At 49.5% G+C, this 24478-nt stretch carries 27 protein-coding genes, 1 other RNA gene, 2 pseudogenes and 1 other annotated feature; of the genes and pseudogenes, 17 read left to right on the forward strand and 13 right to left on the reverse strand.

Annotation, left to right across the window (positions count from 1 at the left end):
- Positions 1–176: 176 nt before the first annotated feature.
- The 3 genes from clpB to rluD form a co-directional block, all read right to left on the reverse strand.
- Positions 177–2750, reverse strand: coding sequence for an ATP-dependent chaperone ClpB (gene clpB / locus A7090_RS00425; RefSeq protein WP_105272599.1), 2574 nt, complete (start codon positions 2748–2750; stop codon positions 177–179).
- Between the two features lie 129 nt (positions 2751–2879).
- Positions 2880–3611, reverse strand: a complete 732-nt coding sequence (gene yfiH / locus A7090_RS00430) for a purine nucleoside phosphorylase YfiH (RefSeq protein ID WP_105272600.1) — start codon at positions 3609–3611, stop codon at positions 2880–2882.
- On the reverse strand, positions 3608–4588 hold the full coding sequence (rluD, locus tag A7090_RS00435; protein WP_105272601.1) for a 23S rRNA pseudouridine(1911/1915/1917) synthase RluD: 981 nt from the start codon (positions 4586–4588) through the stop codon (positions 3608–3610). The genes yfiH and rluD overlap by 4 nt, the downstream gene beginning before the upstream one ends.
- 134 nt (positions 4589–4722) lie before the next feature.
- Between rluD and bamD the strand changes: the two genes are divergently transcribed.
- The 4 genes from bamD to pheA all read left to right on the forward strand — a co-directional run bounded on the left by bamD (position 4723) and on the right by pheA (position 7477).
- On the forward strand, positions 4723–5460 hold the full coding sequence (bamD, locus tag A7090_RS00440; RefSeq protein ID WP_105272602.1) for an outer membrane protein assembly factor BamD: 738 nt from the start codon (positions 4723–4725) through the stop codon (positions 5458–5460).
- Between the two features lie 266 nt (positions 5461–5726).
- Positions 5727–6068: a ribosome-associated translation inhibitor RaiA gene (raiA, locus tag A7090_RS00445; RefSeq protein WP_000178456.1), complete on the forward strand. Its 342-nt coding sequence runs from the start codon at positions 5727–5729 to the stop codon at positions 6066–6068.
- Positions 6069–6170: 102 nt separating this feature from the next.
- Positions 6171–6296, forward strand: a sequence feature (Phe leader region).
- Complete coding sequence (pheL, locus tag A7090_RS00450) at positions 6172–6219, forward strand: pheA operon leader peptide PheL (protein ID WP_001386991.1); 48 nt, start codon at positions 6172–6174, stop codon at positions 6217–6219. Its footprint overlaps the feature before it by 48 nt.
- Before the next feature lie 20 nt (positions 6297–6316).
- Entirely contained in the window at positions 6317–7477 is a 1161-nt protein-coding gene (gene pheA / locus A7090_RS00455) for a bifunctional chorismate mutase/prephenate dehydratase (RefSeq protein WP_105272603.1), read from the forward strand.
- A gap of 42 nt (positions 7478–7519) precedes the next feature.
- Here pheA and tyrA read toward each other — a convergent pair whose 3' ends face one another.
- Both tyrA and aroF read right to left on the reverse strand, forming a co-directional pair.
- Positions 7520–8641: a bifunctional chorismate mutase/prephenate dehydrogenase gene (gene tyrA, locus A7090_RS00460; RefSeq protein ID WP_105272604.1), complete on the reverse strand. Its 1122-nt coding sequence runs from the start codon at positions 8639–8641 to the stop codon at positions 7520–7522.
- A 10-nt stretch (positions 8642–8651) separates the two neighbouring features.
- Positions 8652–9722, reverse strand: a complete 1071-nt coding sequence (aroF, locus tag A7090_RS00465) for a 3-deoxy-7-phosphoheptulonate synthase AroF (RefSeq protein WP_105272605.1) — start codon at positions 9720–9722, stop codon at positions 8652–8654.
- A 207-nt stretch (positions 9723–9929) separates the two neighbouring features.
- Between aroF and A7090_RS00470 the strand changes: the two genes are divergently transcribed.
- The 3 genes and pseudogenes from A7090_RS00470 to A7090_RS26370 form a co-directional block, all read left to right on the forward strand.
- A complete protein-coding gene (locus A7090_RS00470) occupies positions 9930–10295 on the forward strand; it encodes a DUF2799 domain-containing protein (RefSeq protein ID WP_105272606.1) in 366 nt (121 codons plus the stop codon).
- Between the two features lie 10 nt (positions 10296–10305).
- Positions 10306–10437: pseudogene (locus A7090_RS25655) on the forward strand (diguanylate cyclase DgcN); the annotation flags it as partial.
- 2 nt (positions 10438–10439) lie between these two features.
- A pseudogene (locus tag A7090_RS26370) lies at positions 10440–10532 on the forward strand (OmpA family protein); the annotation flags it as partial.
- A gap of 122 nt (positions 10533–10654) precedes the next feature.
- Here A7090_RS26370 and rplS read toward each other — a convergent pair.
- The 5 genes from rplS to ffh all read right to left on the reverse strand — a co-directional run bounded on the left by rplS (position 10655) and on the right by ffh (position 14267).
- Positions 10655–11002, reverse strand: coding sequence for a 50S ribosomal protein L19 (rplS, locus tag A7090_RS00475; RefSeq protein ID WP_000065253.1), 348 nt, complete (start codon positions 11000–11002; stop codon positions 10655–10657).
- A 41-nt stretch (positions 11003–11043) separates the two neighbouring features.
- Positions 11044–11811 (reverse strand): tRNA (guanosine(37)-N1)-methyltransferase TrmD, encoded by a 768-nt coding sequence (trmD, locus tag A7090_RS00480; protein WP_105272607.1) that lies wholly within the window; start codon positions 11809–11811, stop codon positions 11044–11046.
- Positions 11812–11841: 30 nt separating this feature from the next.
- Positions 11842–12390, reverse strand: a complete 549-nt coding sequence (gene rimM, locus A7090_RS00485; RefSeq protein WP_000043335.1) for a ribosome maturation factor RimM — start codon at positions 12388–12390, stop codon at positions 11842–11844.
- Between the two features lie 18 nt (positions 12391–12408).
- Positions 12409–12657: a 30S ribosomal protein S16 gene (gene rpsP, locus A7090_RS00490; protein ID WP_000256450.1), complete on the reverse strand. Its 249-nt coding sequence runs from the start codon at positions 12655–12657 to the stop codon at positions 12409–12411.
- A gap of 248 nt (positions 12658–12905) precedes the next feature.
- Positions 12906–14267: a signal recognition particle protein gene (gene ffh / locus A7090_RS00495; protein WP_000460035.1), complete on the reverse strand. Its 1362-nt coding sequence runs from the start codon at positions 14265–14267 to the stop codon at positions 12906–12908.
- Positions 14268–14433: 166 nt separating this feature from the next.
- Between ffh and A7090_RS00500 the strand changes: the two genes are divergently transcribed.
- Together A7090_RS00500 and A7090_RS00505 are read left to right on the forward strand one after the other, a co-directional pair.
- A complete protein-coding gene (locus tag A7090_RS00500; RefSeq protein ID WP_105272614.1) occupies positions 14434–15225 on the forward strand; it encodes a cytochrome C assembly family protein in 792 nt (263 codons plus the stop codon).
- A 20-nt stretch (positions 15226–15245) separates the two neighbouring features.
- Positions 15246–16532: an HlyC/CorC family transporter gene (locus A7090_RS00505; protein ID WP_157941432.1), complete on the forward strand. Its 1287-nt coding sequence runs from the start codon at positions 15246–15248 to the stop codon at positions 16530–16532.
- 54 nt (positions 16533–16586) lie between these two features.
- Here the strand turns inward: A7090_RS00505 and grpE are convergent, their stop codons facing one another.
- Positions 16587–17180, reverse strand: coding sequence for a nucleotide exchange factor GrpE (grpE, locus tag A7090_RS00510; protein WP_105272608.1), 594 nt, complete (start codon positions 17178–17180; stop codon positions 16587–16589).
- Between the two features lie 121 nt (positions 17181–17301).
- On the opposite strand from grpE, the gene nadK reads away from it, so the two are divergent.
- The 3 genes from nadK (at position 17302) to bamE (ending at position 20420) form a co-directional block, all read left to right on the forward strand.
- On the forward strand, positions 17302–18180 hold the full coding sequence (nadK, locus tag A7090_RS00520; RefSeq protein ID WP_097431756.1) for an NAD(+) kinase: 879 nt from the start codon (positions 17302–17304) through the stop codon (positions 18178–18180).
- Positions 18181–18265: 85 nt separating this feature from the next.
- A complete protein-coding gene (recN, locus tag A7090_RS00525; RefSeq protein WP_105272609.1) occupies positions 18266–19927 on the forward strand; it encodes a DNA repair protein RecN in 1662 nt (553 codons plus the stop codon).
- 148 nt (positions 19928–20075) lie between these two features.
- A complete protein-coding gene (bamE, locus tag A7090_RS00530) occupies positions 20076–20420 on the forward strand; it encodes an outer membrane protein assembly factor BamE (RefSeq protein ID WP_105272610.1) in 345 nt (114 codons plus the stop codon).
- Between the two features lie 60 nt (positions 20421–20480).
- On the opposite strand, the gene A7090_RS00535 is transcribed toward bamE, so the two are convergent.
- A complete protein-coding gene (locus tag A7090_RS00535) occupies positions 20481–20771 on the reverse strand; it encodes an RnfH family protein (protein ID WP_105272611.1) in 291 nt (96 codons plus the stop codon).
- Positions 20761–21198: a type II toxin-antitoxin system toxin RatA gene (gene ratA / locus A7090_RS00540; RefSeq protein WP_198599550.1), complete on the reverse strand. Its 438-nt coding sequence runs from the start codon at positions 21196–21198 to the stop codon at positions 20761–20763. Before ratA ends, A7090_RS00535 begins: the two co-directional genes overlap by 11 nt.
- 170 nt (positions 21199–21368) lie before the next feature.
- On the opposite strand from ratA, the gene smpB reads away from it, so the two are divergent.
- From smpB to A7090_RS27205, 5 genes are all read left to right on the forward strand, one after another.
- Entirely contained in the window at positions 21369–21851 is a 483-nt protein-coding gene (smpB, locus tag A7090_RS00545) for an SsrA-binding protein SmpB (RefSeq protein WP_000162574.1), read from the forward strand.
- 214 nt (positions 21852–22065) lie between these two features.
- Positions 22066–22428: a transfer-messenger RNA gene (gene ssrA / locus A7090_RS00550) on the forward strand.
- Positions 22429–22612: 184 nt separating this feature from the next.
- Positions 22613–23824, forward strand: a complete 1212-nt coding sequence (locus A7090_RS00555; RefSeq protein WP_105272613.1) for an integrase domain-containing protein — start codon at positions 22613–22615, stop codon at positions 23822–23824.
- A 27-nt stretch (positions 23825–23851) separates the two neighbouring features.
- Positions 23852–24070 (forward strand): hypothetical protein, encoded by a 219-nt coding sequence (locus A7090_RS27200; protein WP_240246327.1) that lies wholly within the window; start codon positions 23852–23854, stop codon positions 24068–24070.
- Positions 24067–24444: an SIR2 family protein gene (locus A7090_RS27205; RefSeq protein ID WP_240246328.1), complete on the forward strand. Its 378-nt coding sequence runs from the start codon at positions 24067–24069 to the stop codon at positions 24442–24444. Before A7090_RS27200 ends, A7090_RS27205 begins: the two co-directional genes overlap by 4 nt.
- The last annotated feature ends 34 nt before the right edge of the window (positions 24445–24478 follow it).

Consider the following 24478-nt stretch of genomic DNA (forward strand, 5'->3'; position numbering starts at 1 on the left):
CGTGTTTGCCGTTGTTCCGTGTCAGTGGTGGCGCATTATAGGGAGTTATTCCGGCCTGACAAGCGAAAAATATAAAAACTTTATCGTTCGCTCACTTTTCAGGCAAAACATCCTGAATATGGCCTTTTCCGTCTAACTTATAGACAAAAACGAGCCCCGAAGGACTCGTTTTATCATTACTGGACGGCGACAATCCGGTCTTCATTAACTTCCAGGCGAATGACTTTACCTGGAACCAATTCACCAGACAGTATTTGCTGTGCCAGCGGGTTTTCGATCTGCTGCTGGATTGCACGTTTCAAAGGACGAGCGCCATAGACCGGATCGTAACCGTTTTCGCTCAGCAGTTTCAGCGCCTCGTCGGAAATGTGGATTTCATAACCACGTTCTTCCAGACGTTTGTACAGACGTTTCAACTGAATCTGCGCAATCGACGCAATGTGTTGTTCACCCAGCGGATGGAAAACGACCACTTCATCGATACGGTTAATGAACTCCGGACGGAAGTTATGGCTTACCACACCGAGCACCAGATCTTTCATGTGCGCATAATCCAGTTCACCAAAACGTTCCTGAATCAAATCGGAACCAAGGTTAGAGGTCATAATGACCACCGTATTACGGAAGTCGACCGTTCTCCCCTGCCCGTCAGTCAGACGCCCATCATCCAGTACCTGCAACAGAATGTTGAAGACATCCGGATGCGCTTTTTCCACTTCATCCAGCAGGATGACGGAATACGGACGACGACGCACCGCTTCGGTCAGGTAACCACCTTCTTCATAACCGACATATCCCGGAGGCGCACCAACCAGACGAGACACCGAGTGTTTCTCCATAAACTCGGACATATCGATACGGACCATCGCCTCGTCGCTATCAAACATAAAGTTCGCCAGCGCCTTACAAAGCTCAGTTTTCCCCACACCAGTTGGGCCGAGGAACAGGAATGAACCAATCGGGCGATTTGGATCCGCCAGCCCCGCACGGCTACGACGAATAGCGTTAGATACCGCATCAACCGCTTCGTTCTGACCAATAACGCGATGGTGCAGTTCTTGCTCCATACGCAGCAGTTTTTCGCGCTCGCTTTCCATCATGCGAGAAACCGGAATCCCCGTCCAACGCGCCAGCACTTCAGCAATTTCGGCGTCGGTCACTTTATTACGCAACAGACGCATAGTTTTGCCTTCGAGCTGCGTTGCGGCTTCCAGTTGCTTTTCCAGTTCCGGGATTTTGCCGTATTGCAGTTCAGACATCCGCGCCAGGTCACCTACACGGCGAGCCTGTTCAATGGCGATTTTCGCCTGTTCCAGTTCCGCTTTAATGGTCTGCGTACCAGAAAGCGATGCTTTCTCTGCTTTCCACTCTTCTTCTAACCCGGAGTACTGACGTTCTTTGTCGCTCAGTTCTTCGTTGAGCATATCCAGGCGTTTTTTACTGGCTTCATCAGACTCTTTCATTAACGCCTGTTGTTCCAGTTTGAGCTGGATAATACGACGATCGAGTCGGTCGAGTTCTTCTGGTTTTGAGTCAATCTGCATACGAATGCTGGATGCTGCTTCATCGATCAGGTCGATGGCTTTATCCGGCAGCTGACGGTCAGCAATGTAGCGATGAGACAACGTCGCCGCTGCAACAATTGCCGGGTCAGTAATTTGAACATGGTGGTGCAGTTCATAACGTTCTTTCAGGCCACGCAGAATAGCAATGGTATCTTCCACCGTTGGTTCGGCAACAAACACCTTCTGGAAACGACGTTCCAGCGCAGCATCTTTTTCGATGTACTGGCGATATTCGTCCAGCGTCGTGGCACCCACGCAGTGCAGTTCACCACGCGCCAGCGCCGGTTTCAGCATGTTCCCGGCGTCCATTGCGCCATCGGCTTTACCTGCACCGACCATGGTATGCAATTCGTCGATAAACAGGATGACGTTGCCTTCCTGTTTAGCGAGATCGTTAAGCACGCCTTTTAAACGTTCTTCAAACTCACCGCGATATTTCGCCCCGGCCACCAGCGCACCCATATCCAACGCCAGTACACGGCGGCCTTTCAACCCTTCCGGCACTTCGCCATTGATAATACGCTGCGCCAGACCTTCAACGATAGCAGTCTTACCGACGCCAGGTTCACCAATCAGCACCGGGTTATTTTTAGTACGACGTTGCAGTACCTGAATGGTACGGCGAATTTCTTCATCACGACCAATCACCGGATCGAGTTTGCCCTGTTCGGCACGTTCGGTAAGGTCGATAGTGTATTTTTTCAAAGCCTGACGTTGGTCTTCAGCACCTTGATCGTTCACGCTTTCACCTCCGCGCATGTGTTCAATCGCTTGAGTAATATTGGCGGTGGTCGCCCCTGCTGCTTTTAGTATGTCGGCCAGCGTGCCGCGAGACTCAAGTGCCGCCAGAACGAACAGTTCTGACGAGATAAAGTTATCACCACGTTTTTGCGCCAGCTTGTCGCAAAGATTAAGAACGCGCACCAGATCCTGTGATGGCTGGACATCACCACCAGTACCTTCAACCTGCGGTAAACGATTTAATGCCTGATTGATATCTGTGCGCAACTGACCAACATTTATGCCAGCGGATGTTAATAAGGGACTAACCGAACCCCCTTCCTGATTCAGCAGGGCGCTCATTAAATGAAGTGGTTCGATGAATTGGTTGTCGTGCCCGAGTGCAAGTGATTGGGCATCGGCAAGAGCAAGCTGGAATTTATTAGTAAGACGATCCAGACGCATAACTCCTCCCATAACGGATCAAAGTTGCTACTGGAGATTAAATGAGGTCATCCCTCAATTATTCAAGGTTATTGACCAGATTAATGTGAAAAGAAAATCACGCGTACCGGATCGTCTTGATTCTTTAGGTTATATCAGCCAAATGAAACTTGCCATACGACCGGTGATCTTGTCGCGACGATAAGAGAAGAAAGTCTCACTTTCCGTATATGTACAACGTTCGCCGCCGAAAATTTGCTCAACACCAACGCTCGCCAGACGCTGCCGGGCAAGCTGATAAATATCTGCCAGATACTTATCACCATGCTGAATGAAAGCTGCACTCGCTTTGGCGTCTACAGCCATAAACGCCTCGCGAACCTCTGCCCCTACTTCAAACGCGCGTGGACCAATTGCCGGCCCTAACCAGACGAGAATGTTTTCCGGACTATCAGTAAAACAAGAAACTGTCTCTTCCAGCACACCAGCGCACAGCCCGCGCCAGCCTGCATGAGCGGCGGCAACTTCCGTTCCCGCACGATTGCAAAACAACACAGGCAGGCAGTCGGCAGTCATCACGGCGCAAACTGTGCCGGGCGTGTTGCTATACGAGGCATCTGCCCGTTTTGAGGCATAAGGTTCACCAGTAAGCTTAAGCACATCTTTGCCGTGTACTTGCTCAAGCCAGACCGGTTTTGAAGGCAACTTGCCCGCAGCAAAAAGTCGCTTGCGATTCTCCTCAACGTGATCCAGATTATCGCCACAATGGGCGCCGAGGTTGAGCGAGTCGTAGGGCGGCAAGCTCACACCGCCGATACGGGTAGAGCTACAGGCCGCAACACCTTTTGGCAGTGGCCACTGCGGGACAATCAGCTTACTCATAACCAGTCCACTTCATCCTTATGCTCTTCGAAATCAGCGCGCATCTTCTCAACCAACTCCACCATATCTTGTGGAATAGGCGCATGCCATTCCATTTCAATGCCGGAGATTGGGTGATAAAGACGCAGCATGGTTGCATGAAGCGCCTGACGGTCAAACTTACGCAACGTGGATATAAACGCTTCCGAAGCACCTTTTGGTGGACGCGGACGACCACCATAAACCGGATCGCCCACCAGCGGATGTGTGATATGGGCCATATGCACGCGGATCTGGTGCGTACGTCCAGTTTCCAGACGCAACCGCAGACGCGTGTGCACACGGAAGTGTTCCATGATGCGATAGTGAGTGACCGCAGGTTTGCCCATTGGATGCACCGCCATGTGAGTACGTTTGGTCGGGTGGCGGCTGATTGGTTCATCTACTGTACCGCCAGCGGTCATATGACCAATTGCCACCGCTTCATACTCACGAGTAATTTCACGCCGTTGCAAAGATTCGACTAAACGCGTCTGAGCCGGAACGGTTTTTGCCACAACCATCAGGCCAGTGGTGTCTTTATCCAGACGATGGACAATGCCCGCACGCGGTACATCGGCAATGGGTGGATAGTAATGAAGCAACGCATTCAGTACCGTGCCATCCGGGTTACCCGCGCCAGGATGTACCACCAGGTCGCGCGGTTTATTAATGACGATGATATCTTCATCTTCATAGACGATATCCAGCGGGATATCCTGCGGTTCAAAACGTGCTTCTTCTTCAATCTCAGCGTTGATGGCAACCTGCTCGCCACCCAATACTTTTTCTTTCGGCTTATCACAAACTTTGCCGTTAACCAGCACGCGCTGGTCGAGGATCCATTCTTTTATCCGCGAACGTGAATAATCCGGGAACATTTCGGCCAAAGCCTGATCTAAGCGTTGACCGAGTTGGTTTTCGGACACCGTTGCAGTGAGCTGTACTCGTTGTGCCATATATACTGCTTCTTCGTTTATCGTTGGGGTTTTACGGCTTTGCCGTTTAATATAGTGTGCTATTGTAGCTGGTCTTAACCGGGAGCAGGAACAGAGAATCTCCCGTATTACATTTTGAGGAAAGTCAAAACGTCATGACGCGCATGAAATATCTGGTGGCAGCCGCCACACTAAGCCTGTTTTTGGCGGGTTGCTCGGGGTCAAAGGAAGAAGTACCTGATAATCCGCCAAATGAAATTTACGCGACCGCTCAGCAAAAGTTGCAGGACGGTAACTGGAAACAGGCAATAACGCAATTAGAAGCGTTAGATAATCGCTACCCGTTTGGTCCGTATTCGCAGCAGGTGCAGTTGGATCTCATCTACGCTTACTATAAGAACGCCGATCTGCCGTTAGCACAGGCCGCCATCGATCGTTTTATTCGCCTTAACCCGACCCATCCGAATATCGATTATGTCATGTACATGCGTGGTCTGACCAATATGGCGCTGGATGACAGCGCGCTGCAAGGGTTCTTCGGTGTAGATCGTAGCGATCGCGATCCTCAACATGCACGAGCTGCATTTAGTGACTTTTCCAAACTGGTACGCGGCTATCCGAACAGTCAGTACACCACCGATGCCACCAAGCGTCTGGTATTCCTGAAAGATCGTCTGGCGAAATATGAATACTCCGTTGCCGAGTACTATACAGAACGTGGTGCATGGGTTGCCGTCGTTAACCGCGTAGAAGACATGTTGCGCGACTACCCGGATACCCAGGCTACACGTGATGCGCTGCCGCTGATGGAAAATGCATACCGTCAGATGCAAATGAATGCGCAAGCTGAAAAAGTAGCGAAGATTATCGCCACTAACAGTAGCAATTCCTGATTTATTCAGTTATTCAATCAGGCAGCCATGCGCTGCCTTTTTTTTATGCAAAAAAGTCGAAAATTAAATAACTTAGAGGCAATGTAACTGATCAACTATGGCTGGGTTTTAGTAATTCCTCAAGTAAAATTTCACCTGTTAATGCGATGACTCACAAAAAGATTTCATTGACAAAAAGTGACAAAAAATGTGATTTAAATCACACATTTTGACATTGAGAAAGGTATGCTGGAAACACCAAGACGGGAAGACAAGAGGTAAAATTTATGACAATGAACATTACCAGCAAACAAATGGAAATTACTCCAGCCATCCGCCAACATGTCGCAGACCGTCTCGCCAAACTGGAAAAATGGCAAACACATCTGATTAATCCACATATCATTCTGTCCAAAGAGCCACAAGGGTTTGTTGCTGACGCCACTATCAATACACCTAACGGCGTTCTGGTTGCCAGTGGTAAACATGAAGATATGTACACCGCAATTAACGAATTGATCAACAAGCTGGAACGGCAGCTCAATAAACTGCAGCACAAAGGCGAAGCACGTCGTGCCGCAACATCGGTGAAAGACGCCAACTTCGTCGAAGAAGTTGAAGAAGAGTAGTCCTTTATATTGAGTGTATCGCCAACGCGCCTTCGGGCGCGTTTTTTGTTGACAGCGTGAAAACAGTACGGGTACTGTACTAAAGTCACTAAAGGAAACACACATGAAACACACACCGTTTTTCTTCGCATTCTTTTTTACCTTCCCCTGAATGGGAGGCGTTTCGTCGTGTGAAACAGAATGCGAAGACGAACAATAAGGCCTCCCGAATCGGGGGGCCTTTTTTATAGATAACAAAAGGCAACACTATGACATCGGAAAACCCGTTACTGGCGCTACGAGAAAAAATCAGTGCGCTGGATGAAAAATTATTAGCATTACTGGCAGAGCGGCGCGAACTGGCCGTCGAGGTGGGAAAAGCCAAACTGCTCTCGCATCGCCCGGTGCGTGATATTGATCGTGAACGCGATTTACTGGAAAGATTAATTACGCTCGGTAAAGCGCACTATCTGGACGCTCACTATATTACTCGCCTGTTCCAGCTCATCATTGAAGATTCCGTATTAACTCAGCAGGCTTTGCTCCAGCAACATCTCAATAAAATTAATCCGCACTCAGCACGCATTGCTTTTCTCGGCCCCAAAGGTTCTTATTCCCATCTTGCGGCGCGCCAGTACGCTGCCCGTCACTTTGAGCAATTCATTGAAAGCGGCTGCGCCAAATTTGCCGATATTTTTAATCAGGTGGAAACCGGCCAGGCCGACTATGCCGTCGTACCAATTGAAAATACCAGTTCCGGTGCCATAAACGACGTTTACGATTTACTGCAACATACCAGTTTGTCGATTGTTAGCGAAATGACACTGACCATCGACCACTGCCTGCTGGTCTCCGGTACTACTGATTTATCCACCATCAATACAGTCTACAGCCATCCGCAGCCATTCCAGCAATGCAGTAAATTCCTTAACCGTTATCCGCACTGGAAGATTGAATATACCGAAAGTACGTCTGCGGCAATGGAAAAGGTTGCACAGGAAAAATCACCGCATGTTGCTGCATTGGGAAGCGAAGCTGGCGGCACTTTGTACGGTTTGCAGGTACTGGAGCGTATTGAAGCGAATCAGCGACAAAACTTCACCCGCTTTGTGGTGCTGGCACGTAAAGCCATTAACGTGTCTGACCAGGTTCCGGCGAAAACGACGTTGTTAATGGCGACCGGACAACAAGCTGGTGCGCTGGTTGAAGCGTTGCTGGTCCTGCGCAACCACAATCTGATTATGACTCGTCTGGAATCACGCCCGATTCATGGTAATCCGTGGGAAGAGATGTTTTATCTGGATATCCAGGCCAATCTGGAATCCACAGAAATGCAAAAGGCATTGAAAGAGTTAGGGGAAATCACCCGTTCGATGAAGGTATTGGGCTGTTACCCAAGTGAGAACGTCGTGCCTGTTGATCCAACCTGATGAAAAAGTGCCGGATGATGTGAATCACCCGGCACTGAATTATTACTGGCGACTGTCATTCGCCTGACGCAATAACACACGGCTTTCACTCTGAAAGCGTTGCGCGTAATCGCCGAACCAGTGTTCCACCTTGCGGAAACTGTCAATAAACGCCTGCTTATCGCCCTGCTCCAGCAACTCAATCGCCTCGCCGAAACGCTTATAGTAACGTTTGATCAACGCCAGATTACGTTCTGACGACATAATGATGTCGGCATAAAGCTGCGGATCCTGGGCAAACAGTCGCCCGACCATCGCCAGCTCAAGGCGGTAAATCGGCGAAGAGAGCGCCAGAAGTTGCTCAAGCTGGACATTTTCTTCTGCCAGATGCAGCCCATAAGCAAAAGTGGCAAAGTGGCGCAATGCCTGAATAAAGGCCATATTCTGATCGTGCTCGACAGCGCTAATCCGATGCAGCCGAGCGCCCCAGACCTGAATTTGCTCCAGAAACCATTGGTATGCTTCCGGCTGACGTCCATCACACCAGACCACGACTTGCTTCGCCAGGCTACCGCTGTCCGGACCGAACATCGGGTGTAACCCCAGCACCGGGCCATCGTGCGCCGCCAGCATGGCCTGTAACGGTCCATTTTTCACAGATGCCAGATCGACCAGAATACAGTCTTGCGGTAAAGGCGGTAATTTGCCGATAACCTGTTCTGTAACGTGGATCGGTACGCTGACAATCACCATTCCAGCATCGGCAACAATATCAGCCGCGCGCTCCCAGTCATGTTGCTCCAGAATCCGCACCTGATAACCCGAAAGCGTCAGCATCTTCTCGAACAGGCGTCCCATCTGACCGCCACCGCCGACGATAACCACCGGACGCATTGACGGACAAAGTGTTTTAAATCCTTTGTCGTTTTCACTGGAGTAAGATTCACGCATCACCCGACGCAGAACATCTTCTATCAGATCTGGCGGTACGCCCAAGGCTTCTGCCTCTGCTCGACGTGAAGCCAGCATAGATGCCTCGCGCTCCGGAACATAAATAGGCAGTCCAAAGCGGCTTTTCACCTCGCCCACTTCGGCGACCAGTTCCAGACGCTTCGCTAATAAATTCAGCAGCTCTTTATCGACTTCATCAATTTGATCGCGTAATGCGGTCAACTCAGCAACCATAATAAACCTCTTAAGCCACGCGTGCCGTCAGCTGCCCGTTCAGATCCTGATGAATATCACGCAGCAAGGCATCGGTCATTTCCCAACTGATGCAGGCATCTGTTACGGATACACCGTATTTCATTTCACTGCGCGGTTGCTCGGAAGACTGATTACCCTCGTGGATATTACTTTCGATCATCAGACCAATAATTGAACGATTGCCATCTTTGATTTGAGCAACTACGGACTCTGCCACCGCAGGCTGACGGCGATAATCTTTATTGGAATTACCGTGGCTGCAATCTACCATCAGAGACGGGCGCAGTCCCGCTTGTTCCATCTCTTTTTCACATTGCGCAACATCCGCAGGGCTATAGTTTGGTGCTTTACCACCGCGCAGGATCACATGTCCGTCCGGATTCCCCTGAGTTTGTAGCAACGCAACCTGCCCTGCCTGGTTAATACCAACAAAGCGATGCGGCTGGGCGGCAGCGCGCATGGCGTTAATTGCCGTTGCCAGGCTGCCGTCGGTGCCGTTTTTAAAACCAACCGGCATGGAAAGCCCGGAGGCCATTTCACGGTGAGTTTGCGATTCCGTTGTACGAGCACCAATGGCTGACCAGCTAAACAGATCGCCCAAGTATTGCGGGCTATTCGGATCTAACGCTTCCATCGCCAGTGGCAGTCCCATATTCACCAGCTCAAGCAGCAATTTACGCGCAATCTTTAATCCTGTTTCAACATCAAAGGAGCCATCCATATGCGGATCGTTAATCAACCCTTTCCAGCCTACAGTGGTACGGGGTTTTTCAAAATAGACGCGCATTACCAGATAGAGGCTATCGCTGACCTCTGCGGCAAGGGCTTTAAATCGACGAGCATATTCCAGAGCAGTTTCCGGATCATGAATGGAACAAGGGCCACATACTACCAGCAGACGAGGATCGCGCCCGGCGATAATATCTGAAATGGTTTTACGCGAGTCAGCAATCTGAGCTTCTTGTTGCAGACTTAATGGAAAAGCGGTCTTCAGCTGTTCCGGGGTCATTAAAACCTGTTCGTCGGTAATATGTACGTTATTCAGCGCGTCTTTTTGCATGATGGCGATCCTGTTTATGCTCGTTTGCGATAGTTGATCCTCAGCGAGGATGACATAACGATAACATATAAAGTAAAGATTTCAATTCGTATTTCGTACACTTTTATTTACATCGACAATTTGCTTGCGCTTTACACTCCCATTTTCGTACAAATAAATTTACACCATCTTCAAAAACAATCCGCTATGCTTTGAAAAAGGAGAAAAATGATGAAAAAGTTTATCGCCCCCTTGTTAGCTTTATTAGTTAGCGGATGTCAGATTGATCCTTATACTCACGCGCCAACCTTGACCAGCACCGACTGGTATGATGTTGGTATGGAAGATGCGATATCGGGCAGCGCCATAAAAGATAATGATGCATTTAGCGATTCACAGGCAGATCGCGGACTATACCTTAAAGGATATGCCGAAGGACAAAAGAAAACTTGCCAGACCGATTTAACTTATGCCCGAGGACTCTCCGGTAAAAGCTTCCCTGCCAGCTGCAACAATGTTGAAAATACCAGCCAACTGCATGAAGTATGGCAAAAAGGGGTTGATGAAAATGCCAGTACAATACGATTAAATTAATTACCCCCCCACCAATAAAGTTTCGGAAGAGCGCATTGCAGAATTTCACCGCTTCGCACTCGACTTCAACAGTCTGCTGGATGAAATGGAAGAGTGGCAGCTTCACTTACAGGCTAAAAATACTCAGCAGCTACGTACCGCACAGGGTTTAGGGAAAAATATCCCATCGCCAGCAACAAGACCGCCCAGGACCGCGCCGAGAACCGCCGCGTCGCAGTGGTGATTACGACACCTTAAAACACGATCAAACAGTTAACATCCTCCACGCCCTACAGGACGGGGTTTTACGGCGCACCGGATAAAAAAAGGGCCAGCCCATTGGCCAGCCCTTCTTAACAGGATGTCGCTTAAGCGAAATCTTAGTTAAGACGCTCTTTGATACGAGCAGCCTTACCAGTACGCTCACGCAGGTAGTACAGTTTAGCTTTACGAACAGCACCACGACGTTTGACAGAAATGCTGTCAACTACCGGAGAGTGAGTCTGGAAGACACGCTCAACGCCTTCGCCGTTGGAAATTTTACGAACAGTGAATGCAGAGTGCAGACCGCGGTTACGAATAGCGATAACCACGCCCTCGAATGCCTGCAGACGTTTTTTGGAACCTTCAACAACCCATACTTTCACTTCCACGGTATCACCCGGACGGAAGGAAGGTACGTCCTGCTTCATCTGCTCTTGTTCAAGTTGCTTAATAATGTTGCTCATAATTTAATCTCTTATCCTGGGTAAACTGATATCTCGGGGGCTTACGCCATCCCATCATGTTTATGTTGCTGTTGTGCGTGTTCCGTTTTGAACTCCACCAGCAACCTTGCTTGCTCTTCAGTCAGAGCCAGGTTTTCCAGAAGTTCAGGTCTTCTAAGCCAGGTACGGCCCAGCGACTGTTTCAAACGCCAGCGACGTATCTCGGCATGGTTGCCCGACAGTAACACCGACGGAACGTCCATCCCTTCTAACACCTCAGGCCGCGTATAGTGCGGGCAATCCAGCAATCCTTCAGCAAAGGAATCTTCCGTTGCCGAGGCTTCATGTCCCAGTACTCCCGGAATAAACCGGGAAACGGAGTCAATCAGCGTCATTGCTGGTAACTCACCACCACTGAGAACGTAATCGCCAATTGACCATTCTTCGTCAATTTCGGTTTGGATCACGCGCTCATCTATACCTTCGTAGCGACCGCATACCAGAATCAATTTTTGATTCGTTGCCAGTTCGCTGACGCCCGCTTGATCAAGCTTGCGCCCCTGTGGTGACAGATAAATCACCTTTGCGCCTTCACCCGCCGCGGCTTTTGCTGCATGAATGGCATCCCGCAAGGGTTGCACCATCATTAACATCCCCGGTCCACCGCCGTAAGGACGATCGTCCACGGTACGGTGCCGGTCATGCGTGAAGTCGCGAGGACTCCAGCTCTGGATGCTCAGCAGGCCATTTTTAACTGCCCGGCCAGTTACCCCGTAATCGGTAATTGCGCGGAACATTTCAGGAAACAGGCTAATTATGCCAATCCACATAGCGCCGTCTTTTACCGTTTATCCGGTGGTTTAAAAACCAGGATCCCAATCTACTTCGATTGAACGAGTAGTGAGATCGACTTTCTTGATAACCTGCCCATCGAGGAACGGTACGAGACGTTCCTTGATACCAAACGCATCTTTCAGGTTTGCCTTAATGACGAGAACGTCATTAGATCCGGTTTCCATCATATCGACGACTTTACCGAGATCGTAGCCTTCTGTGGTTACTACCTGGCAGCCCATCAGGTCTTTCCAGTAGTAGTCACCCTCTTCAAGCTGAGGCAGTTGCGATGAATCCACGACAATTTCACAATTCGTCAGCAGGTTCGCCGCATCACGATCGTCAACGCCTTTCAGCTTGATGATCATGTCCTGATTGTGGTGCTTCCAGCTTTCCAGCTGGACTTGCTGCCACTGACCCGCCTTCTGGATAAACCAGGGCTGATAGTCAAAAATGCTTTCGGCGTCTTCGGTGGAAGAAAACACTCTGAGCCACCCACGAATACCGTAAGACGAACCCATTTTTCCCAAAACGATGGGATCAACAGGTGCTTGCGCGGTGAGTTGTTTGCTCATCATGACCACCGTGACAGATTAAGCTGCTTTGTTTACTTCTTTGATCAGCGCAGCAACGCGATCAGAAATAGTTGCGCCCTGGCCAACCCAGTGAGCGATGCGATCCAGATCCAGGCGAGTGCCTTCTTCTTTTTCGCTGGCGATTGGGTTGAAGAAACCAACGCGCTCGATGAAGCGACCGTTGCGTGCATTACGGCTGTCAGCGACAACAACCTGGTAGAACGGACGCTTTTTAGCGCCGTGACGTGCTAAACGAATAGTTACCATAACATCCTCTTGTGTGAATAAAACAACCGGCCCCCATCGAGGAACGGAGTCCGGTGTCATATTAAAAGCCCGAAAATTTTACTCATTTTTGCGGGAATTGCAATCAACAGTTGCTAACTCTGCTGTAAAAGGCCGTTGGCGGTGCAGCCAGTTTGGTGCCGGAATGCGCGCTGTCACCGGAGCGTACACGTAATACGTGAGGATGACGAGCACACCCCGGTGCCAAAATGGCAAACAAGTCAGGCCGATTATCGACCAGGAAATCCCGGCGGCATCATTCCCTTCATGCTTCTCATCATCTTCGCCATTCCCCCCTTCTTCATTTTCTTCATCATGCGCTGCATGTCGTCGAACTGCTTCAGAAGACGGTTAACGTCCTGCACCTGCATACCGCAACCGGCAGCGATACGGCGTTTACGCGAACCTTTGATAATTTCTGGCTTAGCGCGCTCTTTCATCGTCATCGAGTTGATGATGGCTTCCATACGCACCAGCACTTTATCGTCCATCTGCGACTTGACGTTATCCGGGATCTGCCCCATACCCGGCAGTTTGCCCATCAGGCTGGCCATGCCGCCCATATTTTTCATCTGACGCAGTTGCTCAAGGAAATCGTTGAGATCGAAGCCGTCGCCTTTTTTCAGCTTGCTGGCTAATTTCTCAGCCTGTGCGCGGTCAACTTTGCTTTCGATATCTTCGATCAGCGACAGAACATCGCCCATGCCGAGAATACGCGACGCGATGCGGTCCGGATGGAACGGCTCCAGCGCCTCAGTTTTCTCGCCAACACCGAGGAACTTGATCGGTTTGCCTGTAATGTGACGAATAGAAAGCGCCGCACCGCCGCGGGCATCGCCGTCCACTTTGGTCAACACTACGCCGGTAAGAGGTAACGCTTCATTGAATGCTTTCGCCGTATTGGCCGCATCCTGACCGGTCATGGCGTCAACCACAAACAGGGTTTCAACCGGATTAATCGACGCATGGACTTGTTTGATCTCGTCCATCATCGCTTCGTCAACGTGCAAACGACCCGCGGTATCCACCAGCAGCACGTCGTAGAATTTCAGTTTGGCTTCTTTCAGCGCCGCGTTAACGATATCAACCGGTTTCTGACCAACATCTGAAGGGAAGAAGTCGACGCCCACCTGCTCTGCCAGCGTCTCAAGTTGTTTGATTGCCGCCGGACGATAAACGTCGGCAGAAACCACCAGCACTTTTTTCTTGTGCTTCTCGCGCAGGAACTTACCGAGTTTACCGACACTGGTTGTTTTACCGGCACCTTGCAGGCCCGCCATCAGCACGACTGCAGGCGGTTGCGCAGCCAGATTCAGGGTCTGGTTCTCTTCGCCCATCGCCGCAACCAGTTCGTTACGGACGATTTTGACGAACTCCTGCCCCGGCGTCAGGCTCTTATTAACTTCATGACCAACCGCTTTCTCTTTTACGCGATTGATAAACTCACGCACTACCGGCAGAGCGACGTCCGCCTCCAGCAGCGCCATGCGCACTTCGCGCAGCGTATCTTTTACGTTGTCTTCAGTGAGGCGTCCACGGCCACTGATATTGCGCAGCGTGCGCGACAAACGATCGGTTAAATTATCAAACATTGTCTCTCGCCTGGGGTGGAAACGGTTGGCCGCAATCGCGACACATCATCAGTATTTTGCCGCAGTATAACATGAAGGCGTCTTTGTTGTTATGCAACGGTTGGAGCAGCGTTCACCTGACGCTATACTGCTTCTCTTTCTTATTGCTCAAACTGTCGACACCACTATGCCCGTTTTTGCTCTGCTCGCGCTTGTCGCCTACTCCGTCAGTCTTGCGCTGATTGTTCCCGGTCTGCTGCAAAAAAACGGCGGCTGGCAGCGCATGGCTATTATTTCTGCGGTCATCGCGCTGGTCTGCCACGCAATCGCTCTGGAAGCCCGCATCCTGCCCGACGGTGATAGCGGACAAAACCTCAGCCTTCTGAACGTTGGTTCGCTGGTCAGTTTGATGATCGGTACGGTGATGACCATCGTGGCTTCTCGCAACCGCGGCTGGTTGCTGCTACCCATTATTTATGCCTTTGCGCTTATCAACCTGGCGCTGGCGACCTTCATGCCCAATGAATACATCACCCATCTGGAAGCAACGCCTGGGATGCTGGTGCACATTGGCTTATCGCTCTTTTCCTATGCCACGCTGATTATTGCCGCCCTGTACGCGCTGCAACTGGCATGGATTGATTACCAACTGAAGAACAAGAAGCTGGCATTTAACCAGGAAATGCCACCATTAATGAGTATCGAGCGTAAAATGTTCCACATCACACAAATTGGCGTGGTGCTACTAACGCTCACTCTTTGCACTGGTCTGTTCTACATGCACAACTTATTTAGCATGGAAAATATCGACAAGGCCGTGCTCTCTATTGTGGCATGGTTTGTCTATATTGTGCTGCTGTGGGGACATTATCATGAAGGATGGCGTGGACGACGCGTCGTCTGGTTTAACGTCGCTGGTGCGGTCATTCTGACACTGGCCTACTTCGGCAGCCGTATTGTCCAGCAGTTAATCAGCTAACCCCAGAAAAGGAGTTTCCCCTGGAACACATTTCTACTACCACGTTGATCATTATTCTGATCATCATGGTGGTCATTTCAGCCTATTTTTCCGGGTCCGAAACCGGAATGATGACACTCAACCGCTATCGTCTGCGGCATATGGCGAAACAGGGTAATCGCTCGGCCAAACGCGTCGAAAAATTGCTGCGTAAGCCAGACCGCCTGATTAGCCTGGTGTTAATCGGCAATAATCTGGTCAATATTCTGGCCTCCGCGCTCGGCACTATTGTTGGGATGCGTTTGTACGGCGATGCGGGCGTGGCAATTGCGACTGGTGTGCTGACGTTTGTCGTACTGGTTTTTGCTGAAGTATTGCCGAAAACCATTGCCGCGTTGTACCCGGAAAAAGTCGCCTATCCAAGTAGTTTTCTGTTAGCACCGCTGCAAATTTTGATGATGCCGCTGGTCTGGTTGCTGAACGCGATTACCCGCATGTTAATGCGCATGATGGGCATCAAAACCGATATCGTGGTTAGCGGCTCTTTAAGCAAAGAAGAGTTGCGCACCATTGTGCATGAATCGCGGTCACAAATTTCCCGTCGCAATCAGGATATGCTGTTGTCGGTACTCGATCTGGAAAAAATGACTGTCGATGACATCATGGTACCTCGCAGTGAAATTATCGGTATTGATATCAACGATGACTGGAAATCAATTCTCCGCCAACTCTCTCACTCACCTCACGGACGCATCGTGCTCTACCGTGACTCGCTGGATGACGCCATCAGCATGCTGCGAGTACGTGAAGCCTGGCGACTCATGTCGGAGAAAAAAGAGTTCACTAAAGAAACTATGCTGCGCGCCGCAGACGAAATCTATTTTGTCCCGGAAGGCACACCGCTTAGTACGCAGCTGGTGAAGTTTCAGCGCAACAAAAAGAAAGTCGGCCTGGTCGTCAACGAGTATGGAGATATTCAGGGGTTGGTGACGGTTGAAGATATTCTGGAAGAGATTGTCGGCGATTTCACCACGTCAATGTCGCCAACACTTGCCGAAGAGGTCACGCCGCAAAATGACGGCTCAGTGATTATTGATGGCACTGCCAACGTGCGGGAAATCAACAAAGCCTTTAACTGGCATCTACCGGAAGATGATGCCCGCACAGTTAATGGCGTCATTCTTGAGGCACTGGAAGAGATTCCTGTCGCAGGCACTCGCGTGCGTATTTGCGAGTACGATATCGATATTCTCGATGTACAGGACAATATGATTAAGCAGGTAAGAGTTTTTCCTGTGAAACCGCTGCGCGAGAGTGTGTCGGAGTAACGAAAACGGCCCGACATTCGCATGCAGGGCCGTGATTTATTACGAAAACAGAAATTAAGCTTTTGCCTTCGCTACAGTAACCATCGCCGCGCGAATCGTACGACCGTTCAGTGTATAACCCTTCTGCATAATGCCCAGTACGTTACCTGGCGCAACGTCATCCGATTCCACCATTGCGATGGCCTGATGCACATTCGGGTCCAGCGGCACGTTAGTTTCGGCGATCACTTCAACGCCAAACTTACGCACAACATCCAGCATTGACTTCAACGTCAGCTCAATGCCCTCGACCATCGCGGACATATCCGGGTTAGCCTTATCAGCAACTTCCAGCGCGCGATCCAGACTATCAATCACCGGCAGCAATTCGTTGATGAATTTCTCCAGCGCGAATTTGTGGGCTTTTTCGATATCCAGTTCAGTACGACGACGCAGGTTTTCCATTTCCGCTTTTACGCGCAAAATGCCGTCACGTTCACGGGTCTGGGCTTCAGCCAGCTGAGCTTCGAGATTCGCAATTTTTTCATCGCGCGGATCCACCTGCTCAGCAGAAGCGTCTGGCTCAACTGCCTCAATATCTTCGTGCTGATCCATGATAATTTCTTCCGGGGCTTGCCCCTCAGGCGTTTTCTGTTCTTTACTACTCATGAATTTCTCCGCGTTTTTTTCGCATTCATCTCGCTAACTTCGCTTATTATGGGGATCAGTTTCAGGGTTTCAAGGGAAGCACTCACATTGTCATCAATCTTCGCAACAAGGACCTCGGAAAATGAATAATCATTTCAAGTGTATTGGCATTGTGGGACACCCACGGCACCCCACTGCACTGACAACACATGAAATGCTCTACCGCTGGCTGTGCACAAAAGGTTACGAGGTCATCGTTGAGCAACAAATCGCTCATGAACTGCAACTGAAGAATGTGAAAACAGGAACGCTCGCGGAGATTGGGCAACTGGCTGATCTCGCGGTAGTCGTTGGCGGCGATGGCAATATGCTGGGCGCGGCGCGCACGCTCGCCCGCTACGACATTAAAGTTATTGGAATCAACCGCGGCAATCTGGGTTTCCTGACTGACCTTGACCCCGATAACGCCCAGCAACAATTAGCCGATGTACTGGAAGGCCACTACATCAGCGAGAAACGTTTTTTGCTGGAGGCGCAGGTCTGTCAGCAAGATTGCCAGAAACGCATCAGCACGGCGATTAACGAAGTGGTACTTCATCCAGGCAAAGTGGCGCATATGATTGAGTTCGAGGTGTATATCGACGAGATTTTTGCGTTTTCTCAGCGTTCCGATGGGCTGATCATTTCGACGCCAACAGGCTCCACAGCCTATTCCCTCTCAGCGGGCGGTCCGATTCTGACCCCTTCTCTGGATGCGATTACCCTGGTGCCCATGTTCCCGCATACGTTGTCAGCGCGACCACTGGTCATAAACAGCAACAGCACGATCCGTCTACGTTTTTCACATCGCCGTAACGACCTGGAAATCAGTTGCGACAGCCAGATAGCACTGCCGATTCAGGAAGGTGAAGATGTCCTGATTCGTCGCTGTGATTACCACCTGAATCTGATTCATCCGAAAGATTACAGCTATTTCAATACATTAAGCACCAAACTCGGCTGGTCAAAAAAATTATTCTAATTTCACACCAGCCTCTTTACTGTATATAAAACCAGTTTATACTGTACACAATAACAGTAATGGTTTTTCATACAGGAAAACAACTATGTTGGCACAACTGACCATCAGCAACTTTGCTATCGTTCGTGAGCTTGAGATTGACTTTCACAGCGGCATGACCGTAATAACCGGCGAGACTGGCGCGGGTAAATCTATTGCAATAGATGCACTCGGCCTGTGTCTCGGTGGTCGTGCTGAAGCCGACATGGTGCGTACCGGCGCTACTCGCGCAGACCTGTGTGCCCGTTTTTCTCTGAAAGCTACACCCGCAGCACTGCGCTGGCTGGAAGAAAACCAACTGGAAGATGGCCATGAATGCCTGCTTCGTCGCGTCATCAGTAGCGATGGTCGCTCCCGTGGTTTTATCAACGGTACAGCGGTTCCTCTGTCACAACTGCGCGAACTGGGTCAGTTGCTCATTCAGATCCATGGTCAGCACGCTCATCAGTTACTCACCAAACCCGAGCACCAAAAATTCCTGCTTGATGGCTACGCCAATGAAACCTCTCTGCTCCTGGAAATGAATGCACGTTATCAATTGTGGCACCAAAGCTGTCGCGACCTCGCGCATCATCAACAACTCAGTCAGGAGCGCGCCGCCCGTGCGGAACTGCTGCAATACCAATTAAAAGAACTTAACGAATTTAATCCGCAGCCCGGAGAGTTTGAGCAAATCGACGAAGAGTACAAACGTCTGGCGAACAGCGGTCAATTGCTGACGACCAGCCAGAATGCATTGGCATTAATGGCCGACGGCGAAGACGCAAACCTGCAAAGTCAGCTTTACACAGCTAAACAGCTGGTGAGCGAATTGACTGGCATGGACAGCAAACTGTCCGGCGTACTTGATATGCTGGAAGAAGCTGCCATCCAGATTGCTGAAGCCAGCGACGAACTGCGCCACTACTGCGATCGTCTGGATCTCGATCCTAATCGATTGTTTGAACTTGAACAGCGCATCTCAAAACAGATTTCGCTGGCACGTAAACATCACGTTAACCCAGAGGCATTGCCACAGTATTACCAGTCGCTACTAGAAGAACAGCAGCAACTGGACGATCAGGCCGACTCACAAGAAACTCTCGCGCTGGCGGTAACGAAACATCATCAACAAGCGCTGGAAACGGCACGTGCATTACACCAGCAACGCCAGCACTATGCAGAAGAACTTGCACAGCTGATCACCGACAGTATGCAGGCGCTCTCTATGCCGCATGGGCAGTTTACGATTGATGTTAAATTTGACGAACATCACCTGGGCGCTGACGGTGCCGATCGTATTGAGTTCCGGGTAACCACCAACCCAGGTCAGCCAATGCAACCTATTGCCAAAGTCGCATCCGGTGGTGAATTGTCCCGCATCGCATTGGCAATTCAGGTCATCACGGCGCGTAAAATGGAAACCCCGGCACTGATTTTTGATGAAGTGGATGTGGGGATTAGCGGCCCAACAGCTGCCGTCGTCGGCAAATTGCTGCGTCAACTTGGCGAATCAACCCAGGTAATGTGTGTTACCCACCTGCCACAAGTCGCGGGATGTGGTCATCAACACTATTTTGTCAGCAAAGACACCGATGGTGCGATGACCGAAACGCATATGCAATCCCTGGATAAAAAAGCGCGGTTACAGGAGCTGGCGCGCCTGCTTGGTGGCAGTGAAGTCACACGTAACACACTGGCGAATGCGAAAGAACTGCTTGCGGCGTAAACTTTTTTCCTGCTTCACGGTCAGAGTAAACAGCAAAACGCCGTAAGACCGGAAAGCAAAAGGTTTTAAAGTGATGAAAGGTCTATTATCATCGGCATATTACAGATGAGCCACGTACTGCTCGGGCCCGAAAAGGAATCAAATCACTATGCGCTGTAAAACGCTGACTGCTGCAGCAGCAGTACTATTGATGTTGACCGCAGGCTGTTCCACTCTGGAGCGAGTGGTTTACCGTCCTGACATCAACCAGGGGAACTACCTGACCGCTAACGACGTATCCAAAATACGTGTTGGCATGACGCAACAACAAGTTGCGTACGCATTGGGTACACCGCTGATGTCCGATCCATTTGGTACTGATACCTGGTTCTATGTCTTCCGCCAACAACCAGGTCATGAAGGTGTAACGCAGCAAACGCTGACGCTGACCTTTAATAGCAGCGGTGTATTAACCAACATTGATAACAAACCTGCGCTGAGTGGTAACGAATAATTAAAGTTGCTCTCAAAGACGTTAAAAAAGGTGCTCAATAAGCACCTTTTTTTCCACCTGCTATTTATTCGCTGATTTTTCTGCCCGCTGTCTACGAAGCTCTTTCGGATCGGCAATGAGAGGGCGATAAATCTCCACACGATCGCCATCATGCACCGTATCGCTGAGTTTTGTTGGACGGCTGTAAATGCCGACTTTGTTTTTAGTTAAATCAATATCTGTACGCAGTTCCAACAAACCACTGGCGCGAATTGCCTCTTCAACCGTAGCCCCCTCCTGCACTGTTACACGTTGCAGGTATTGCTTCTCTGGCAATGCATAAGCCACCTCAACAGCAATTTTACCTGGCACTGTAAACCTCTTTTGCACGAACCGTAAAAGCCTGGACCATATTAGCCGCCAGCTCTTTAAATACGCGACCAAAAGCAAGTTCAATCAGCTTATTGGTAAACTCAAAGTCGAGATGAAACTCGATGCGGCACGCATCCTGACTCAACGGCGTAAACTTCCAACCGCCGATCAATTTCTTGAACGGCCCATCCACCAGATTCATAAGAATACTTTGGTTACTGGTCAACTGGTTGCGGGTAGTAAACGTTTTGCTGATCCCAGCCTTAGAGACATCTACCGCCGCGGTCATCTGCCCAGGAGTAGACTCCAGAATCCGACTTCCGGTACAACCCGGCAAAAACTGAGGATAAGACTGAACGTCATTCACTAACTGATACATTTGCTCCGCGCTGTAGGGTACCAGTGCGGTCCGGCTAATCTGAGGCATAACAATTTCCATCAACAAAAATCCAACAAATAATATCATTTATCCTGCTGTAAAAAAAACGCTATCCCGGCGCCGGGTAACTTCGGGTTCATGCTAAGATAGAGCCTTGTCCCCCGCAGGAATGATATGGGGTGTTTTCGATTTCAGATTACCGATGATTCACGACGCTTATGACGAAGAAAAAAGCACATAAACCTGGTTCAGCGACCATCGCGCTTAACAAGCGCGCCCGTCACGAATACTTTATCGAAGAAGAGTTCGAAGCGGGACTTGCCCTGCAAGGCTGGGAAGTTAAATCCCTGCGCGCAGGAAAAGCCAATATCAGCGACAGCTACGTCCTTCTACGTGACGGAGAAGCATTCCTGTTTGGCGCTAACATCACGCCAATGGCTGTAGCTTCCACGCATGTGGTGTGCGATCCTACCCGTACCCGCAAGTTACTTCTCAACCAGCGCGAACTGGACTCATTGTACGGTCGCGTCAATCGAGAAGGCTATACCGTAGTGGCGCTCTCCCTGTACTGGAAAAATGCCTGGTGCAAAGTGAAAATCGGCGTCGCCAAAGGTAAGAAGCAGCACGATAAACGTTCAGATATCAAAGAACGCGAATGGCAGGTGGATAAAGCGCGTATCATGAAAAACGCCCACCGTTAAACCTGCATTCCAATTATTGACCAGCTCCTCACCGCGCCTCCCTCTCCGGCGGCGCGAATGAACACCTTATTAGCTATCACATCCGACGCAAATGTTGCCATCTCGTTGCTTAATCGAATAAAAATCAGGCTACATGGGCGCTAAATATTTAACGATAACGCCATTGAGGCTGGTCATGGCGCTCATAAATCTGGTATACTTACCGTTACACATTGGGGCTGATTCTGGATTCGACGGGATTTGCGAAACCCAAGGTGCATGCCGAGGGGCGGTTGGCCTCGTAAAAAGCCGCAAAAAATAGTCGCAAACGACGAAAACTACGCTTTAGCAGCTTAATAACCTGCTCAGAGCCCTCTCTCCCTAGCCTCCGCTCTTAGGACGGGGATCAAGAGAGGTCAAACCCAAAAGAGATCGCGTGGAAGCCCTGCCTGGGGTTGAAGCGTTAAAACTTAATCAGGCTAGTTTGTTAGTGGCGTGTCCGTCCGCAGCTGGCAAGCGAATGTAAAGACTGACTAAGCATGTAGTACCGAGGATGTAGGAATTTCGGACGCGGGTTCAACTCCCGCCAGCTCCACCACTTGCTCTTCCGGATACGTCCGGAGAAATCCTGAAAGCCCGCATGGCACAAGCTCTGCGGGCTTTTTTGTGTCTACCGTTGTCCGAGGATATCCAGCTAAATCCAGTGATTATTGGTATACGTTTAGGTATACGGTAGGATGTATACCTAAACGCGTATACCAATTCATGAAGGAGCGGTCACAGTGGCAAGAACGACACGCCCCCTGACCAACACAGAAGTTCTGCGCGCTAAAGCGTTAGAAAAGGATCTAACGTTACATGATGGCGATGGCCTTTTTCTGCTCATTAAAACGAACGGTAAGAAGTTGTGGCGTTTCCGTTATCAACGTCCAGCAACAAAACAGCGGACAATGATGGGGCTTGGTGCTTTCCCCGCCCTTTCACTTGCTGATGCTCGACGGTTAAGAGCGGATTACCTTGCTTTGTTGGCTAATGGTATAGACCCACAAGTTCAAGCTGAATTTATCGAAGAACAACAACAGATAGCTCTAGACAGTATTTTTTCGACTGTTGCGACCAACTGGTTCCAGATAAAAAGCAAAAGCGTTACCCCTGATTACGCTAAAGATATATGGCGCTCACTGGAAAAAGACGTATTCCCTGCCATCGGGGAGATTCCTGTCCAGCAAATAAAAGCCCGAACACTAGTTGAAGCCCTTGAGCCAATCAAAGCTCGTGGAGCACTCGAGACAGTGCGCCGACTTGTACAGCGCATTAACGAGATAATGATTTATGCCGTAAACACTGGTCTGATTGATGCCAATCCAGCATCAGGTGTTGGGATGGCCTTTGAAAAGCCCAGAAAACAAAACATGCCGACGCTGAGGCCAGAAGAATTACCAAAGCTGATGCGTTCTTTGTTCATGTCAAATCTGTCTGTTCCGACTCGCTGTCTCATTGAATGGCAGCTTCTGACTCTAGTGCGTCCTGCTGAAGCTTCCGGTGCTCGATGGGCAGAGATCGATCTCGATGCAAAGCTCTGGATGATTCCAGCCGAACGGATGAAGGCCAAACGAGAGCACATAGTTCCTTTATCCACGCAGGCATTAGAAATTCTAGAAGTGATGCAACCTATTAGCGCACATCGTGAGCATGTTTTCCCAAGCAGAAATGACCCTAAACAACCAATGAATAGCCAGACTGCGAATGCCGCGCTTAAGCGCATTGGTTATGGTGGGAAGCTTGTTGCTCATGGATTACGTTCTATAGCAAGTACAGCACTAAATGAAGCTGGTTTTAATCCGGACGTAATTGAAGCGGCACTTGCTCACAGTGATAAAAATGAAGTTCGAAGAGCATACAATCGTTCAACTTACCTTGAACAACGTATAGACTTGATGAATTGGTGGGGTGAATTTGTGCACAACCGCCACCGCCTCATGCAAGCGATTTAATAAGATTGCACAGCAAAGGAGTCTTAAATGCCAAATAACTACCATCAATACATCGAAGACGTTAGTGATGATATAAAGACATGTCTTGAAGGAATGGGATGCCAACCCATACTTTTTGTTGGATCGGGATTAACCAAGAGATATCTTTCTGGCCCAAACTGGGAAGAACTTCTTCAGCAACTTGCTAATGAATGTCCTAACATCGATAAAAGATTTGCCTATTATAAACAGAATACCCCGAGTTGATTGATATCGGCAGTGTATTTTCTGATTCTTATAACGAGTGGGCATGGGGTGATGGAGAGAAAGAATTTCCAGCAGAGTTATTTGATGCAGGCAATGAGCCAAGTATTTATTTTAAATACAAAGTATCTAGTATTTTCAACTCATTGTTACAAGAAAAAGAAATCGTAAACAACGGTGAAATTGAACTTCTGAGAAAGATTCACCCTCATTCAATCATCACAACAAATTACGACAAATTACTTGAATCGATATATCCTGAGTTTACCCCCATTATAGGCCAAAAAATCCTTTACGCTAATCACGGTAGCATTGGTGAAATACTTAAAATACATGGTTGCTGCTCCACTGTAAGCGGCTCGTCAGAACCGTATTGATATTTACTGAGAGCTCAGATCAACTTTCCAGGGC

Source organism: Escherichia sp. MOD1-EC7003 (assembly GCF_002965065.1).
Classification (GTDB): domain Bacteria; phylum Pseudomonadota; class Gammaproteobacteria; order Enterobacterales; family Enterobacteriaceae; genus Escherichia.

Excerpts from the sequence above, each read along its gene's own strand:
- tyrA (WP_105272604.1), bottom strand. The coding sequence starts at position 8,641 with ATGGTTGCTGAGTTGACCGCATTACGCGATCAAATTGATGAAGTCGAT.
- clpB (WP_105272599.1), bottom strand. The coding sequence starts at position 2,750 with ATGCGTCTGGATCGTCTTACTAATAAATTCCAGCTTGCTCTTGCCGAT.
- rplS (WP_000065253.1), bottom strand. The coding sequence starts at position 11,002 with ATGAGCAACATTATTAAGCAACTTGAACAAGAGCAGATGAAGCAGGAC.
- bamE (WP_105272610.1), top strand. The coding sequence starts at position 20,076 with ATGCGCTGTAAAACGCTGACTGCTGCAGCAGCAGTACTATTGATGTTG.
- nadK (WP_097431756.1), top strand. The coding sequence starts at position 17,302 with ATGAATAATCATTTCAAGTGTATTGGCATTGTGGGACACCCACGGCAC.
- rpsP (WP_000256450.1), bottom strand. The coding sequence starts at position 12,657 with ATGGTAACTATTCGTTTAGCACGTCACGGCGCTAAAAAGCGTCCGTTC.
- A7090_RS00470 (WP_105272606.1), top strand. The coding sequence starts at position 9,930 with ATGATGAAAAAGTTTATCGCCCCCTTGTTAGCTTTATTAGTTAGCGGA.
- pheA (WP_105272603.1), top strand. The coding sequence starts at position 6,317 with ATGACATCGGAAAACCCGTTACTGGCGCTACGAGAAAAAATCAGTGCG.
- recN (WP_105272609.1), top strand. The coding sequence starts at position 18,266 with ATGTTGGCACAACTGACCATCAGCAACTTTGCTATCGTTCGTGAGCTT.
- smpB (WP_000162574.1), top strand. The coding sequence starts at position 21,369 with ATGACGAAGAAAAAAGCACATAAACCTGGTTCAGCGACCATCGCGCTT.
- bamD (WP_105272602.1), top strand. The coding sequence starts at position 4,723 with ATGACGCGCATGAAATATCTGGTGGCAGCCGCCACACTAAGCCTGTTT.
- raiA (WP_000178456.1), top strand. The coding sequence starts at position 5,727 with ATGACAATGAACATTACCAGCAAACAAATGGAAATTACTCCAGCCATC.
- grpE (WP_105272608.1), bottom strand. The coding sequence starts at position 17,180 with ATGAGTAGTAAAGAACAGAAAACGCCTGAGGGGCAAGCCCCGGAAGAA.
- rimM (WP_000043335.1), bottom strand. The coding sequence starts at position 12,390 with ATGAGCAAACAACTCACCGCGCAAGCACCTGTTGATCCCATCGTTTTG.
- A7090_RS27200 (WP_240246327.1), top strand. The coding sequence starts at position 23,852 with ATGCCAAATAACTACCATCAATACATCGAAGACGTTAGTGATGATATA.
- A7090_RS00500 (WP_105272614.1), top strand. The coding sequence starts at position 14,434 with ATGCCCGTTTTTGCTCTGCTCGCGCTTGTCGCCTACTCCGTCAGTCTT.
- ratA (WP_198599550.1), bottom strand. The coding sequence starts at position 21,198 with ATGCCTCAGATTAGCCGGACCGCACTGGTACCCTACAGCGCGGAGCAA.
- yfiH (WP_105272600.1), bottom strand. The coding sequence starts at position 3,611 with ATGAGTAAGCTGATTGTCCCGCAGTGGCCACTGCCAAAAGGTGTTGCG.
- rluD (WP_105272601.1), bottom strand. The coding sequence starts at position 4,588 with ATGGCACAACGAGTACAGCTCACTGCAACGGTGTCCGAAAACCAACTC.
- trmD (WP_105272607.1), bottom strand. The coding sequence starts at position 11,811 with ATGTGGATTGGCATAATTAGCCTGTTTCCTGAAATGTTCCGCGCAATT.
- ffh (WP_000460035.1), bottom strand. The coding sequence starts at position 14,267 with ATGTTTGATAATTTAACCGATCGTTTGTCGCGCACGCTGCGCAATATC.
- aroF (WP_105272605.1), bottom strand. The coding sequence starts at position 9,722 with ATGCAAAAAGACGCGCTGAATAACGTACATATTACCGACGAACAGGTT.